Genomic DNA, 13,987 nt, shown 5'->3' on the forward strand with positions numbered 1-13,987 from the left:
GCGTATAATCGTCGGCAGCGTCAGATGTGTATAAGAGACAGCCTCCCCCGCTCCGCAGGGGAGGGCTTAAATCTCCTCCCCCTGCGAAAGCGGGGGGGAGGTCGGGAGGGGGGCATCAACGCAACGACGTCCCCAACGCCAAACACCCGCCCGGATCGCTCCGGGCGGGTGTTTGGTTCAGGCGTACCGAACGGAAGGGCGCCGGATTACTCCGCGGCGGCCTTCGTGTTGTTCATGCCGCGGCCGGTCGTGCGCTCGGCGATACGGGCCGACTTGCCGCGACGGTCGCGCAGATAGTACAGCTTGGCGCGGCGGACGGCGCCCTTGCGGACCAGCTCGATCGACTCCAGACGCGGGGAGTAGAGCGGGAATACGCGCTCCACACCCTCGCCGTAGCTGATCTTGCGGACGGTGAAGGACGAGTTCACGCCGGCGTTCCGGCGGGCGATCACGACGCCCTCGTAAGCCTGGACACGCTCGCGCGTGCCCTCGACCACCTTCACGTTCACGCGGACGGTGTCGCCCGGCGAGAACACGGGAATGGTCTTGCCGCCGAGGGCCTTCTCGATCTGCTCCTGCTCGAGCTGCTGCAACAGGTTCATGACACTACCCCTTTCCATCGGTGCGCCTCGCGGCGGACCGTCACTCTGGTTTCGGGCCGCGCCGGCGACCCCGTTTTCCAATCTGACCCTCGGCCTTCCTGCCCGCCTCGTAGCGGTCCCACAGGTCCGGTCGCCGGGCCTGCGTGATCCGCTCCGCCTCGGCGAGCCGCCAGGCGCGAACCTTCTCGTGGTGGCCGGACAACAGAATGTCCGGGACCGACCGTTCCACACCCTGCCCGTCGGTCCAGACCGCGGGCCGGGTGTAGTGGGGGTATTCGAGCAACCCCCGTTCGAAACTTTCCTCGCCCGCCGTCTCCACATTGCCCATGACACCGGGGAGCAAGCGCACCACGGCGTCGATCAGGCACAGGGCGGCGGTCTCGCCGCCGGACAGCACGAAATCCCCGAGGCTGACCTCCTCAAGGCCGTGCGCGTCCAGCACCCGCTCATCCACCCCTTCGTACCGGCCGCAGAGCAGGGTGACCACCGGGGTGGCCGCCAGCTCCTTGACCAGCTCCTGGTCGAGCACCCGTCCGCGAGGCGACAGGTAGATCGCCCGTCCGCGTCCAGGAGTGCCCGGAGGACCCGCCGTCGCGGTCAGAGCCGCGTCCAGCACGTCGGGCCGCATGACCATGCCGGCCCCTCCGCCGAAGGGGGTGTCGTCGACGGAGCGGTGTTTATCGCGCGCGAACGAGCGAATGTCCACTGATTCCAACGCCCAGACTCCATTTTCCAGCGCCTTTCCCGCGAGGCTGAGCCCCAGCGGACCCGGAAACATCTCCGGGAACAGCGTCAGAACCTTGGCCGTCCAGACAAGAGAACCGGAAGCGCCGTGATTCACGGGCGGGTTCCCTTGTTTTCAACGTCGTCTTCAGCGACACCCGCGCCCTCCGGCGCGTCCTCTCCGTCCTTTTCCGCCTCGCCTTCGCGCGCTTCGATGACCGCGGGAAGATCGACCACGACGCGGCCTCCCTTCACATCGACCACCGGAACGCAGGCGCGGGTGAAGGGCAGCATCTCCAGCGGCCCCGATTCCGTGCGGATCTCCAGCACGTCACCGGCTCCGAAGTCGTACAGCGCCTTCACCCTGCCCCAGACGGTGCCGTCAGCGAGTTCCGCACGCAGGCCGATCAGGTCGGCGTGGTAGAACTCGTCCTCGTCCTCCGTCTCGGGCAGGGCGGAACGGTCCACATAGAGCCGGACACCGGTCAGCTCCTGCGCCTGTTCGCGCGTGGCGACGCCATCGACGCGGACCAGGAACAGGTCCTTCATGGTGCCCTGAAGCGTCAGCGCGAAGCGCCGGGCGCCCCGCTCGTCCGAGAGGGGGCCGTAGGACGCCACGGCTTGCGCATCCTCGGTGAAGCTTTTCACCTTCACGAGGCCGCGGACGCCGTGCGCCCCGGCGAATTGGCCGACGCAGACTTTTGTGGACATGGCTTGAGCGTGTGCGTTGCGGGCTCGCTGCCCCCACCCTGACCCTCCCCTGCGAAGCGGGGGAGGGTCAGGGTGGGGGCGAGGAGCGTTCCCTTTATCAGCCCTCGGCGGCGGCCTTGGCGGCGGCCTCGGCCTTCAGACGCTCCTGCGCCTTGGCCTTCGGGGCGGACTTCTTCGGGGTCTCGCGGATTTCCGGCTTGGCGATCAGGCCGGCGTTCGCCAGGAACAGGGCGACGCGGTCCGTCGGCTGGCCGCCGACCGACAGCCAATGCTTGGCGCGCTCGGCGTCCAGGACGATGCGCTGCTCGTGCTCACGCGGCAGCATCGGGTTGTAGGTGCCGATCTTCTCGATGAAGCGGCCGTCGCGCGGGCTGCGGGCGTCGGCGACGACGATCGAGTAGAACGGGCGCTTCTTGGCGCCGCCACGGGCGAGACGGATCTTCAGGGACATGGGACAGTCGCTTCCTTGGTGTAGTCGCTTGGTGTGCGGTTGAAGGTGATCGCGCTCATCGCGCGTTGCGGTCGCCGGGGATCAGTTCGGTCCCCGGAAATTCTTCGGCAGGAGGCTCTGCAGCCCGTGGCGCATCAGCCCTTTCTGCCCCAGCTTCTGGACCTGCTTCATCATGCCGCGCATGGTGTCGTACTGCTTGAGCAGCTTGTTCACCTCCTGCACGCTGGTGCCGGAGCCGGCGGCGATGCGCTTGCGGCGCGACGCCTTGATGAGTTCGGGGTGCTTGCGCTCCTTCTTCGTCATCGAGGAGATGATCGCCTCCTGGCGTTTGATCACCCCGTCGTCGATGTTCGCGTCCTTGAGCTGGTTCTTGATCTTGCCGATGCCCGGCAGCATGCCCATCAGGCCGGACATGCCGCCCATCTTGCGCAGTTGCTTGAGCTGGGAGGCCATGTCGTCGAGGTCGAAGCCCTGGCCCTTCTCCATCTTGCGGGCGAGCTTCTCGGCCTCTTCCTTGTCGATGCTCTCGGCGGCCTTTTCGACCAGCGACACGACGTCGCCCATGCCGAGGATGCGGCCGGCGATGCGGTCGGGGTGGAAGGCCTCCAGGGCGTCGATCTTCTCGCCCATGCCCAGCAGCTTGATCGGCTTGCCGGTGATCTGGCGCATCGACAGGGCGGCACCGCCGCGGGCGTCGCCGTCCACGCGGGTCAGCATGATACCGGTGATGCCGACCTTGTCGTTGAAGTTGGTGGCGACCGTCACCGCGTCCTGGCCGGTCATGGCGTCGGCGACCAGCAGCGTCTCCGCCGGCTTGGTCGCGTCGCGCACGGCCGCGACCTCGGCCATCAACTCCTCGTCGATGGACAGGCGGCCGGCGGTGTCGAGCATGACCACGTCGTAGCCTTCGCGCCGGCCGGTCTCGATGGCGCGGCGGGCAATGGCGACGGGGTCCTGGCCGGGCACGATCGGCAGCGTTGCGACGCCGGTCTGCTCGCCGAGGACCTTCAGCTGCTCCTGGGCCGCCGGACGGCGCACGTCCAGCGAGGCCATCAGGACCTTCTTGCGGTCCCGGTTCTTCAGGCGCAGCGCGATCTTGGCGGTGCTGGTGGTCTTGCCCGAGCCCTGCAGGCCGACCATCAGGATCGGCACGGGGGCGGCGGCGTTGAGGTTGATCTCCTCGCCCTGCCCCAGCATCTCCACGAGGTTGTCGTGGACGATCTTGATGACCTGCTGGCCGGGGGTGATCGAGCGCAGGACCTCCTGGCCGATCGCGCGTTCCTTGACCTGGTTGACGAACTGCTTGACCACCGGCAGGGCGACGTCGGCCTCCAGCAACGCCACGCGCACCTCGCGCAGCGCGGCGTTGACGTCCTCCTCGCTCAGCGCGCCGCGGCGGCGCAGCTTGTCGAAGATGTCGCCCAGGCGTCCGGTCAGGCCATCGAACATGGGTCAGCGGTCCTCAGTTTCGGTCTCCATCCGCTCGAACGCGATCGGCTCAAGCACAAACGAGCCAGTGCGCGAAACTCGCGGACTGGCGGAGGTCCCCGGCACGCAGGCCGATGGTACCCGGTCGATGGCTCGACGGATGCAGGTCGGCGGACCATACGCATCGTGGGGGGCGGAGTCAACAACCCAACAACCACGCCCCGCTGGACCCTCTTGCGCAATGCCCCGCGAAGGGCCACTATTTCCTTACACAACCAAGGGCTTTGCGGCCCGGGAACAGCGCCCGCGATAGAACGCATTCGAGGCGTACTTGAATAAAGCGTTAGCGATTGTTAACTTTTTCTTCGCGGCTCCCCTTTAGAGTGTGCCGCGACTCCAACCCGGGATTTCCCTGATGCCCCCCGCGCAAGGCTTCGGAACGAACACGCCGCGCACGAAGCTGACGCAGAGTCAGCTGAACACGATCCTGCTCCGGCATCAGGCTTTCCGGAAAAGCCAGCCGGGCGGTGTGCGCGCGAACCTGAAGATGCGCGACCTGTCGCATCTGGACCTGTCCGGCATCGACCTGTCCGACGCCGACCTGTCCGGGGCGAAGCTGTTCAGCGCCCGGCTGACCCGGGCCAATTTGACCAACGCGAACCTCTACGCCGCCGACCTGCGGCTGGCGAACCTGGAGAAGGCCGACCTGCGCCGCGCCGACCTGCGCGGCGCCTGCCTGCGTGGCGCCGTGCTGTCGGAAGCCATGCTGGTCGAGGTGGACCTGCGCGACGGCACGCTGCTGCATTACAGCCCGTCGGGCGAGATGATGCCGCACAACTTCGAGGACTCCGTCCTGACCTCGGAGCTGACAGCGGCGGTCATCCGCGGCGCCGACCTGTCGCGGGCCAAGGTGGCGAACGCCTTCGTCATGCAGACCGACCTGACCGACGCGATCCTGCGCGGCACCAAGTTCATGCGGGCCAATCTGACCAACTCCAACCTGACGGGCTGCGACCTGACCGACGCCGACCTGTCGGAGGCCAACCTGTCCGGCGCCCGGCTGTCCGGCGCGGTGATGACCAATTGCGCCATCGGGCGCGCCAACTTCACCAACGCCAACCTGATCGGCGCCATTCTGGACGCGGCCCAGCTCCGCTCGCCCAACCTGTCCGCCGCGGTGATGGCGAAGGTTCTGGAGAATCCGGACGACGACCTGCGCGACATCCTGACCCTGCACGTCTCCTGGATCGACAGCGGCGGCAAGGAAGGCAAGCGCGCCGACCTCTCCTCGCTCGACCTGTCGGGGCGCAACCTCGACGGCATCAACCTGTCGGCCGGCATCTTGCAATGCATCACGCTGCGCGGCGCGTCGATGATGGGCACCTCGCTGGCCATCGCCGACCTGTCGCTGTCGGACCTGCGCAAGGTGAACTTCACCAAGGCCGACCTGCGCGGCGTCAATTTCGAGCGCGCGACCCTGACCGGCGCCAACCTGACCGAGGCCCAACTCGGGCCCGTGCACATCCAAGGGTCGAGCAGCCACGTCTGGCGGGCCAACCTGCAGCGCGCCCGCATGGGCATGGCCGTTCTGAAGGACGCCGACCTGCGAAAGGTGAACCTGTCCGGCGCCAACCTCGCCGGGGCGGACCTGCGCGGCGCCAACCTGAGCGAGGCCGACCTGACCGGCACCGACCTGACCGGCGCGGACCTCGACGGGACGGTGCTGGACGGCACCAGCCTGACCGACGCCATCGGGATCGAGGAGATGACCGGGACCTGATCCTTTCCCGGACTCTAGGACCGCCGCTGCGTCCAGGGACCGGAGCGGTAGGCGGTGCGGACGTGGTTGATCAGCAGGTTGCGCGCGTCGATCAGCTGGGCCATGCGGTCGCGGCAGGCGACCACCCCGGTGTCCGGGTGATAGACCGGGGCCAGCTCGCGGAAGCGCTTCACCACCCGGTCCTCGTCGAAGCACCATTCATTGACGAAGCCGAACATCTGCGCGGCGTCGCGCACCTGGGTCAGCTTGCCGTCCAGCGGGCGGAAGGACACCCGCTCCAGCGCGTGGGCCAGCGCCTTGTTGCGGTAGGTCAGCGTTTCCACGGCACCCTCCAGCCGCCCCGCCTCCTCGGCGGGCATCAGCCGGCAGCCGGGTTCGGCCAGTGCCAGCGCCGCCGCCAGCGCCCGGCGGATCGCCGCGTCGCTGTGGCCGGGCGGCAGCCGCAGGTCCAGCACCGCCCGCTCCGCGCCCTCGTCCGGTGCCCCCGGGTCCGACCTGCGGTCGGGCGCCAGCAGCAGCGCGGCGGCGGCGAGCGCCGACAGATCGGTTCCGCGCTTGGCGGCCAGACGGACCGCCGCCGCTGCGAAAGTGGGAGCACAGGAAACCCGGTAGGGGATGGCGGGCGGAACGCCGACGCTCCTGGCCGCCGGGAAGAACCCGGCGTCCGCTTCGGTCAGCGCGGCGAAGGGATAGCCATCCGGAGCGGTCATGAGGGGCACCAACGCGTCGTGCGTGTGGCGCGACTCTAACGCAATCCCTGGATTCCGCGCAACGGCCCACCCCGTCGCAGGAGGTGTAACGCGCAACGCGTCATCCCCTGCCTGTCCGCGCTAGCACAGCCGCGCCCGTCTGGTCGGTCAGCGGTGCATCATCGCCGGTTTGGCCGGCAGCTTCTGCAGCATGTCCTCGATGTAGGCCTCGTCGCTCTTGCCCGACATGGCGGCGAAGCCCTTCAGCATTTGACTGCCGAAACTGAAGACGCCGGTCAGGTCGATCTTCCACGCCCCGCCCTCGCGCACGAAGTCGGCGGGAACCAGCGCCGGGCGGTTGTCGACCATCAGCAGGGCGGAGGCGCGGTCGCCGCGCACCCGCACTGGGCCGAGCCCGCTGCTGCCGATGACGTTGGGGCCGAGCCAGCCGTTCTTCATGCCGTGATCGGCCAGTTCGCCGAGCGACATACGGCGCAGGTCGGCCGGGCTGACATAGCGGCGCAAGCCCATGGCGGCGAACTTCTCCGCCGGCTCCAGCTTGGCGAGTCCGGAGTCGTTGCCGCTGCGGGCGACGCCGCGCACCTGCTCCAGCTTGTCGACCGACGCGCGGGACAGCAGCGGGACGACCGCCGCGCCGCGCTTCTGCGCCAGGGCGGAGCGGGCGCTTTCGAAGACCGCCGTGACCTCCCGCTCCTCCGGGGAGGCGGGAGGCGGGGCGGCGGCAGCGGGAAGGGAGAAGACGGGAAGGGAAAGACCGAGGAACAACAGCAGCAGGGCCAGGGCGCGCATGAACGGGTCCGTGTGGTGGCGCGGCGTCAGACTTTCTCCTCGACCCCGAAGAAGGCGAGCTGCCAGCGCATCTCGTCGTCGGACATCGGGTAAAGGACGCCTTCCTTTGCCATAAGCGCCGTTTTTGGCGGAATCTGGGCGATGCGCAATTGCACCTGCCGGGCGAAGCGCATCGACAGGCCGCAGCGCCACACCAGGGAGGTGACGGCGCGCGGGGCGTGGGTGCCGATGATGCGGTCGATGATCGGCATGGGAAGCTGCGCCAGTTCGCTCAGCCCGGCCAGGACGAAGGCGCGGTCGCCCTCCGCCAGCGCGCCTTCCAGCAGCTTCTCCGTCAGCTTGCCTTCCTTGTTCAGCCGGGCCGCCTTGTCGGACGGGCGTTCGGCCGCCTTGTCCTTGTCGCCCGGCAGATGGCCAAGCTCCTCCTCCCCGAAATCGACGAGGCCGCGGGCCACGCCGGCTCCACCGCCGCCGTTGCCCCCGGCCCCGCGGTTGACGCGCGCCCGCACGCCCTCGGCCAGGGCGCGGGCGGCGGCGGGGTCGAGGTCGGTGCGCTCCCGCAGGACCTTCAGAAGGTTGTCGGCGACGAAGCTCGCCAGACGCGCAACGGCACGGGCGGGCAGGCGCGGCCGGCGCACCAGCGGGGCGTGCCAGGGCTCATGCTGCGGCGCCTGATCGAGGATGCGGTCGAGCGTCTCCTCGCGGATCTGGGCCGAGGGATTGGCGAGCAGGGCGGTCATCGCCGCCTCGTCGTCGGACCGCGCGATGGCGTCGGCGACGGACGCGGAGATCTGCTTGCGCCCGGCGATCGCCGACAGGGCGCCGGCCACCGGCCCGCGCATGATGATGTCGGCCAGATCCTCGTCGGTCAGGATCGGCGAGAATTGCAGGACCGGAGCGCAGACCGACAGCTCCACGTCGCGGGCCAGCGTGTTGATGACGCCGTGCGGCGCGCCGGGCAGCTCCTTCAGCGCCTCCGACAGGATGCCGCGCACCTCCGTCGCCTGATCGCGGGCCAGCGCCTCCAGGCACTCCAGCGTCAGCCGCTCGATCTGCGACGCTTGGTCGGCGGACAGGTCGGGCAGCAGCCGGGCGACCTTCTGCGCCAGGGCGCCGCGCACCGCGACCTCCCGGTCGGTGGCCAGCATCAGGTCCGCCTGCCGCGGCGTGCCGGCGTTGGTGGCGATGGCCTCACGCACCTCCGCCGCCGCGTCGGCGGCCAGGAAATAGAGCAGCTCCGGCCGGGTCTCGGGCGACGCGGCGACGCGGCGGCGCACCGCCGGGTCGGCGCTGCGCGCCATCTGCTTGGCCGCCTCGTAATCGGCGGGGTCGAGAAGCTGGGGATCGGCGTGGTCGCCGCGGATGGTCATAGCGACGCCTCCGCCACGGCAGAGCTTTCCCCCCTGGGAGCCGGAGCGACGGCGTAATGGCCTTTCCCGCGCTTCTTGGCGTCGTACATCGCCGAGTCGGCGCGATCGGTCAGCTCCTGCACGGTCTCGCGCCCCACCCGGTGCACGGCGATGCCGATGGACAGGCCCAGCGGCTTGTCCGGACCGGCGGAGAGATGGCGCAGCGCGACCATCCCGGCCAGCAGCCGTTCGGCCACCACCACTGCCTGCTCCTCGTCGGTACGGCCCAGCCACAGGACGAACTCGTCGCCGCCCAGCCGCCCCGGCAGGTCGCCGGGCCGGACGCCTTTGGTCAGCAGCCCGCCGATGGCCTTCAGGACGGCGTCGCCCTGCTGATGCCCATGCAGGTCGTTCACGGCCTTGAAATTGTCGAGGTCCACGTAGAGCAGCGCGGACGGCCCTGTGTCCGAACGGCCGAGCACCTCGTCCAGCCGCTCGAAGAAGGTGCGGCGGTTGAACAGGCCGGTCAGCCCGTCGCGCTCCGACAGACGGCGCAGCCGCTCCTGATAGGCCAGATGCGCGTGGGCGATGCCGATGTGGTCGGCCACGCCGGACAGCAGCATCCGGTCCTCGTCGTCCCACGGATCGGAATCGTCACCGCGCCAGATCACCACGGCGCCGTTCACCGCCTGACGGTGTTCCGTCCGGGCGGCCAACAGCCGGTTCGCCCCCAGGGTCAGCTCATGCGGGTCCTCGCTGCCGGCGATCTCCTCCAGAACGGGGCGCGACAGGTCGGAGAGCAGTTCCTCCGGGATCTCCGCGGCGAAATCGGCGGCGGGACGCAGAGCGCCCGTTTCCGTCGCGCGGTAGATGCGGCAGCCGTCGGCGCCCAGCGCACGCGCGGTTTCCACCGCGGCGACGTGCAGCGCCTTCTGGGCGTCGAGCTGGTCGCGCAACGTGTGGACGATGTGGGCGAGCATCTTTTCGCGGTTGCGCACCCGTGCCAGCTCGGCGGAACGCAGCACCTGCTCCGTCGTTTCGCGGCAGACGCCGCGCGCCCCCATCCATTCTCCCTGCGGGCCGAACAGCGGCACCGCCGACACCACGAAACAGGCGGGCAGATCGTCCACCCGCTTCAGCCACAGCTCCGCCTGATCGACGGGACGGTGGCTGTCGAACGGCAACGGCAGGTCGCCCCACTCGGTCACCGCCAGATCCTTGGGGTTGCGACCAATCAACGCATCCGAGCTGTAGCCCAGCGCGCCCTTGGGCGTGACGAACACGAATCGGCCATCGCTGCCTGTTTCCCAGGCAAAATCGCTCGAAACCTCGACGAGATCCTTGTAGCGGCGGCGCGACTCGATCAGCGTCTGGCGGAGCTGCCGCTCCAGCGTGGCGTCGCGTCCAAGCAGCAGGATGTCCCCGTCGGGCAGCGGGGTGGCGGCCCATTCAACGATCATCACGCCACGCGGCAACTCCACGGGAAGGGAGCGCAGGCCCGGCGCGACGCTGCACGTCGCCAGCCACCCCTGGATGTCCGCGAGCCAGCGTCCGCCGGCGGACAGCAGCTCGTCCGCGGCGGCGTTCGCGGCGGCAACCGCGTGAGCGGAATCCAACCGGATCGCCGGACCGGGGAATGCGGCCAGGAGCGTGGGGGTAAGGATGGCGCCGGGCGGGTTGGCCGGCGGAACTTCGGACATTGGGTCTGCGGACACGGTGCGAACCTGAGACTGCGCGGGGCGGAGTATACCGGAAAAATGCGTTTCCTGGCCGAATCTTTCTTCAAGCGGTCCGGGCACCTGCCATACGCAACCACTCATTGAACGCACCGCCGCTCCGGAGCGGAAACGGGCCATGCGGCGAAGCGGCTTGCGGGCGGACCGGCGAAGCCCCATTGTTCAGGCCATGATGGCTTCCCTTCGCGACACCGGGGTCTGGATCTTCGACCTCGACAACACCCTCTATCCCGCTTCCTGCAACCTGTTCGCCCAGGTGGACCGGCGCATCGGCGATTTCATCGCCGGGCATTTCGGCATCACCTACGACGAGGCGCGCGTCATGCAGAAGCGCTTCTTCCGGGAGCACGGGACGACGCTGCGTGGCCTGATGGTGGAGCACGACGTCGATCCGGTGCCCTTCCTGGATTACGTCCACGACATCGACGTCAGCCCGGTGGCACCCTGCCCCAGCATGGCGGACGCGCTCAACCGGCTGCCGGGGCGCAAAATCATCTACACCAACGGCTCCGTCCGCCACGCCGAGAACGTGACTCGGCAGCTGGGCATCGACGGCTGCTTCGAGGCGACCTTCGGCATTGTCGAGGCCGGCTACGTGCCCAAGCCCGATCCGCGCCCCTACGACATCCTGGTGGATCACTACGGCATCGACCCCGCCCGCGCCTGCATGGTGGAGGACATCGCCCGCAACCTCGTCCCCGCCCACGCCCTGGGCATGACGACGGTGTGGGTGCGCAGCGAAGCCGACTGGTCCCGCCCCGACGGGGGCGGAGTCGGCACCGGCAGCCACATCGACCACACCGTGGACGACCTGCCGGCCTGGCTGGAGGAGATCGCGGGCGGAGCGGTGGCCGCAAGGCCCCGCCTTCCCCCCGTAGGAACCCTTTAAGAACCCATTGAGAACAAGGCAACGTTGACAAGGCGGCGCGGCGCGGCCCATGTTCCGAACCCTCGAACAGACAGCCCAGCGAATGCCGCCATGAGCCACGCCAGCCTCGAATCCGCCGTCAACGCCGCGTGGGAAACCCGCGACACCCTGAATGTTTCGACCAAGGGCGCCGTCCGCGACGCCGTGGAGGAGGCCCTGTCCGGCCTCGACTCCGGCGACCTGCGCGTCGCGCAGAAGACGGACGCCGGCTGGGTCGTGAACCAGTGGTTGAAGAAGGCGGTCCTGCTGTCCTTCCGCCTGAACGCCAACGAGACGATCCCCGGCGCGCCGGGTGGCGCCTCCTGGTACGACAAGGTGCCGCCGAAGTTCGAAGGGTGGTCCGAGGCCCAGTTCCAGGCCGCCGGCTTCCGCGCCGTTCCGGGCGCGGTCGTCCGCCGCTCCGCCTACGTCGCGCCGAACGTCATCCTGATGCCCAGCTTCGTCAACGTCGGCGCCTATGTCGACAGCGGCACCATGGTGGACACCTGGGTCACCGTCGGTTCCTGCGCGCAGATCGGCCGGAACGTCCACCTGTCGGGCGGCGTCGGCATCGGCGGCGTGCTCGAGCCGCTCCAGGCCAACCCGGTCATCATCGAGGACGATTGCTTCGTCGGCGCCCGCTCCGAGGTGGTCGAGGGCGTGATCGTGGAGCGCGGCGCCGTGCTGTCCATGGGCGTCTTCATCAGCGCCTCGACCAAGATCATCGACCGCAACACCGGCGAGGTCTTCGTCGGCCGCGTCCCGGCCTACTCCGTCGTGGTGCCGGGCACCCTGCCGGGCAAGCCGCTGCCCGACGGCACGCCGGGCCCGGGCCTCTATTGCGCCGTGATCGTGAAGCGCGTGGACGAGCAGACCCGCGCCAAGACCTCCATCAACGACCTGCTGCGCGACTGACGCCGGGGAAGACGCCACGATGACCACCGCCGTTCCCTCCTTCGACCCCTGCGATCCCGTCGCGGTGGCGCAGGCCCTGATCCGCTGCCCCAGCGTGACGCCCGAGGACGGCGGCGCTCTGGGCGTCCTGGAGGCGGCGCTGGCGCCGCTGGGCTTCGTCTGCCACCGCCTGCGGTTCGAGGAGGAGGGCACGGCGCCGGTGGACAACCTCTACGCCCGTCTGGGCACGGAGGGGCCGAACTTCTGCTTCGCCGGGCACACCGACGTGGTGCCCCCCGGCGAGCTGAAGGGCTGGTCCATCGATCCCTTCGCCGCGGAGATCCACAACGGCCGCCTCTACGGCCGGGGTGCGGTGGACATGAAGGGGGCGATCGCCGCCTTCGTCGCCGCCGCGGCCCGCCATGTGAAGGTTGCCAAAGACACGGGCAATGCGCCGAAGGGCTCGATCAGCCTGCTGATCACGGGGGACGAGGAAGGGGTCGCCATCAACGGCACCCGCAAGGTGCTGGACTGGATGAAGGCCAAGGGCGAAACGCTCGACGCCTGCGTGGTCGGGGAGCCGACCAACCCCAAGGCGCTGGGCGACATGATCAAGATCGGGCGGCGCGGCAGCATGACCGCCTTCCTGACCGTCCACGGCGCGCAGGGGCACGTCGCCTACCCGCATCTGGCCGACAACCCGCTGCCCCGGCTGGCCCGCATGCTGGCCGCCATCACGGCCGAGCCGCTGGACGCGGGCACCCCGCATTTCCAGCCGTCGAACCTGGAACTGACCACCATCGACGTCGGCAACCCGGCGCACAACGTCATCCCGGCGCAGGGCAAGGCGACGCTGAACATCCGCTTCAACGACCTGCACACCGCCGACACGTTGCTGGTGTGGCTGCGCGAGCGGCTCGACCGGGTGGGCGGCTCCTACGAGCTGGGCCATTTCGTGTCGGGCGACAGCTTCCTGACCCCACCCGGCCCGCTGACCGAGCTGGTGGCGGACGCCGCGGAGCGCGTCACCGGGCGCCGTCCCGAATATTCGACGACCGGCGGCACGTCGGACGCCCGCTTCATCAAGAATTTCTGCCCGGTGGTCGAGTTCGGCCTCGTCGGGCAGACGATGCACAAGGTGGACGAGCACACCGCGCTGGACGACCTGACCCGCCTGACCGACATTTACGGCGAGGTTTTGCGGAACGTCTTCGACCGGATCGGTTGACGTAAGGCCCCCTCCGACCGTTCCCACCACCCTCCGGTGACCGCAACATGCCGCTGACCGCCCGGGACGTCGCCTCTTCCGTCTTCGGCGCCTATCGCCTGGCCCGGTTCGACCCCACCGGATTGCAGCATCTGGACCGCACCCCCGAAGGGGCGTGGAAGTCCTTCTACGCCGCGGTGATCGTCGCCCCGGCCTGGACGCTGCTGCTGGCGATCCGGCTGTGGGGCCAGGTGCCGGACACGCCGCTGTTCCAGCTCGTGGTGGTGGAGGCCATCGCCTACGTCATCAGCTGGACGGCCTTCCCCGTTGTCATGCACGGGGTGAGCGGGCTGCTCGACCGGCAGAACCGCTACATCGATTTCCTGTGCGCCTACAACTGGTCGTCGGTCGTGCAGATGGGCATCTATCTGCCGGTGGTGATCCTGGCCGCCACGGGGCTTCTGCCCGGCCCGATCTCCGAAGGGCTGGTGTTCGGCATCATGCTGGCGATGCTGACCTACCAGTGGTTCGTCATGCGCACGGCGCTGGACATCTCCGGCGTCGCGGCGGCGGTCCTGGTCCTGCTCGACCTGTTCCTGTCGGCGCTGATCACCGACTTCGCCGACGGGCTGCTGTAGGAGCGGTTGCCCCCACCCCTGTCTCTTATACACATCTGACGCTGCCGACGATTATACGCGAG

The 13,987-nt window shown here is 69.1% G+C and carries 14 protein-coding genes; 5 read left to right on the top strand and 9 right to left on the bottom strand.

Translation table 11 applies throughout. The annotated features are described in order from the left end of the window. Nucleotides 1-206: 206 nt before the first annotated feature. The 5 genes from rplS to ffh form a co-directional block, all read right to left on the bottom strand. Nucleotides 207-602: a 50S ribosomal protein L19 gene (gene rplS / locus Q4I23_RS23175; RefSeq protein ID WP_014239328.1), complete on the bottom strand. Its 396-nt coding sequence runs from the start codon at nt 600-602 to the stop codon at nt 207-209. A 40-nt stretch (nt 603-642) separates the two neighbouring features. Then, a complete protein-coding gene (gene trmD, locus Q4I23_RS23180) occupies nt 643-1,443 on the bottom strand; it encodes a tRNA (guanosine(37)-N1)-methyltransferase TrmD (protein WP_119509113.1) in 801 nt (266 codons plus the stop codon). Next, nucleotides 1,440-2,036 (bottom strand): ribosome maturation factor RimM, encoded by a 597-nt coding sequence (gene rimM / locus Q4I23_RS23185; protein ID WP_498527778.1) that lies wholly within the window; start codon nt 2,034-2,036, stop codon nt 1,440-1,442. Before rimM ends, trmD begins: the two co-directional genes overlap by 4 nt. Nucleotides 2,037-2,133: 97 nt before the next feature. After that, nucleotides 2,134-2,487 carry a 30S ribosomal protein S16 gene (rpsP, locus tag Q4I23_RS23190; protein ID WP_014239325.1) on the bottom strand — a complete coding sequence of 118 codons (354 nt, stop codon included), beginning with the start codon at nt 2,485-2,487 and terminating at the stop codon, nt 2,134-2,136. A gap of 81 nt (nt 2,488-2,568) precedes the next feature. Beyond that, nucleotides 2,569-3,936, bottom strand: coding sequence for a signal recognition particle protein (gene ffh / locus Q4I23_RS23195; protein ID WP_145625371.1), 1,368 nt, complete (start codon nt 3,934-3,936; stop codon nt 2,569-2,571). Between the two features lie 394 nt (nt 3,937-4,330). Between ffh and Q4I23_RS23200 the strand changes: the two genes are divergently transcribed. Continuing rightward, nucleotides 4,331-5,695 carry a pentapeptide repeat-containing protein gene (locus Q4I23_RS23200; RefSeq protein ID WP_454020522.1) on the top strand — a complete coding sequence of 455 codons (1,365 nt, stop codon included), beginning with the start codon at nt 4,331-4,333 and terminating at the stop codon, nt 5,693-5,695. Nucleotides 5,696-5,709: 14 nt separating this feature from the next. On the opposite strand, the gene Q4I23_RS23205 is transcribed toward Q4I23_RS23200, so the two are convergent. The 4 genes from Q4I23_RS23205 to Q4I23_RS23220 all read right to left on the bottom strand — a co-directional run bounded on the left by Q4I23_RS23205 (nt 5,710) and on the right by Q4I23_RS23220 (nt 10,243). Further along, nucleotides 5,710-6,405: a hypothetical protein gene (locus tag Q4I23_RS23205; RefSeq protein WP_498527779.1), complete on the bottom strand. Its 696-nt coding sequence runs from the start codon at nt 6,403-6,405 to the stop codon at nt 5,710-5,712. A gap of 147 nt (nt 6,406-6,552) precedes the next feature. Then, nucleotides 6,553-7,194 carry a hypothetical protein gene (locus tag Q4I23_RS23210; RefSeq protein ID WP_498527780.1) on the bottom strand — a complete coding sequence of 214 codons (642 nt, stop codon included), beginning with the start codon at nt 7,192-7,194 and terminating at the stop codon, nt 6,553-6,555. A gap of 26 nt (nt 7,195-7,220) precedes the next feature. Further along, nucleotides 7,221-8,564, bottom strand: a complete 1,344-nt coding sequence (locus tag Q4I23_RS23215) for a DUF2336 domain-containing protein (protein ID WP_454020519.1) — start codon at nt 8,562-8,564, stop codon at nt 7,221-7,223. Continuing rightward, the gene (locus tag Q4I23_RS23220; protein ID WP_498527781.1) at nt 8,561-10,243 is read right to left on the bottom strand and encodes a sensor domain-containing diguanylate cyclase; all 1,683 of its coding nucleotides are present in this window, start codon (nt 10,241-10,243) and stop codon (nt 8,561-8,563) included. Before Q4I23_RS23220 ends, Q4I23_RS23215 begins: the two co-directional genes overlap by 4 nt. Nucleotides 10,244-10,448: 205 nt before the next feature. On the opposite strand from Q4I23_RS23220, the gene Q4I23_RS23225 reads away from it, so the two are divergent. From Q4I23_RS23225 to Q4I23_RS23240, 4 genes are all read left to right on the top strand, one after another. After that, nucleotides 10,449-11,168, top strand: a complete 720-nt coding sequence (locus tag Q4I23_RS23225) for a pyrimidine 5'-nucleotidase (protein WP_498527782.1) — start codon at nt 10,449-10,451, stop codon at nt 11,166-11,168. A 90-nt stretch (nt 11,169-11,258) separates the two neighbouring features. Further along, nucleotides 11,259-12,101 (top strand): 2,3,4,5-tetrahydropyridine-2,6-dicarboxylate N-succinyltransferase, encoded by an 843-nt coding sequence (dapD, locus tag Q4I23_RS23230; protein ID WP_109070749.1) that lies wholly within the window; start codon nt 11,259-11,261, stop codon nt 12,099-12,101. A 19-nt stretch (nt 12,102-12,120) separates the two neighbouring features. Continuing rightward, a complete protein-coding gene (gene dapE / locus Q4I23_RS23235; RefSeq protein ID WP_498527783.1) occupies nt 12,121-13,308 on the top strand; it encodes a succinyl-diaminopimelate desuccinylase in 1,188 nt (395 codons plus the stop codon). A 47-nt stretch (nt 13,309-13,355) separates the two neighbouring features. Further along, a complete protein-coding gene (locus tag Q4I23_RS23240; RefSeq protein ID WP_237904311.1) occupies nt 13,356-13,925 on the top strand; it encodes a hypothetical protein in 570 nt (189 codons plus the stop codon). The last annotated feature ends 62 nt before the right edge of the window (nt 13,926-13,987 follow it).

This window comes from Azospirillum sp. UFLA03-27 (genome assembly GCF_059803775.1).

Excerpts from the sequence above, each read along its gene's own strand:
- rplS (WP_014239328.1), bottom strand. The coding sequence starts at position 602 with ATGAACCTGTTGCAGCAGCTCGAGCAGGAGCAGATCGAGAAGGCCCTC.
- rimM (WP_498527778.1), bottom strand. The coding sequence starts at position 2,036 with ATGTCCACAAAAGTCTGCGTCGGCCAATTCGCCGGGGCGCACGGCGTC.
- rpsP (WP_014239325.1), bottom strand. The coding sequence starts at position 2,487 with ATGTCCCTGAAGATCCGTCTCGCCCGTGGCGGCGCCAAGAAGCGCCCG.
- ffh (WP_145625371.1), bottom strand. The coding sequence starts at position 3,936 with ATGTTCGATGGCCTGACCGGACGCCTGGGCGACATCTTCGACAAGCTG.
- Q4I23_RS23200 (WP_454020522.1), top strand. The coding sequence starts at position 4,331 with ATGCCCCCCGCGCAAGGCTTCGGAACGAACACGCCGCGCACGAAGCTG.
- Q4I23_RS23205 (WP_498527779.1), bottom strand. The coding sequence starts at position 6,405 with ATGACCGCTCCGGATGGCTATCCCTTCGCCGCGCTGACCGAAGCGGAC.
- Q4I23_RS23210 (WP_498527780.1), bottom strand. The coding sequence starts at position 7,194 with ATGCGCGCCCTGGCCCTGCTGCTGTTGTTCCTCGGTCTTTCCCTTCCC.
- Q4I23_RS23215 (WP_454020519.1), bottom strand. The coding sequence starts at position 8,564 with ATGACCATCCGCGGCGACCACGCCGATCCCCAGCTTCTCGACCCCGCC.
- Q4I23_RS23220 (WP_498527781.1), bottom strand. The coding sequence starts at position 10,243 with ATGTCCGAAGTTCCGCCGGCCAACCCGCCCGGCGCCATCCTTACCCCC.
- Q4I23_RS23225 (WP_498527782.1), top strand. The coding sequence starts at position 10,449 with ATGATGGCTTCCCTTCGCGACACCGGGGTCTGGATCTTCGACCTCGAC.
- dapD (WP_109070749.1), top strand. The coding sequence starts at position 11,259 with ATGAGCCACGCCAGCCTCGAATCCGCCGTCAACGCCGCGTGGGAAACC.
- dapE (WP_498527783.1), top strand. The coding sequence starts at position 12,121 with ATGACCACCGCCGTTCCCTCCTTCGACCCCTGCGATCCCGTCGCGGTG.
- Q4I23_RS23240 (WP_237904311.1), top strand. The coding sequence starts at position 13,356 with ATGCCGCTGACCGCCCGGGACGTCGCCTCTTCCGTCTTCGGCGCCTAT.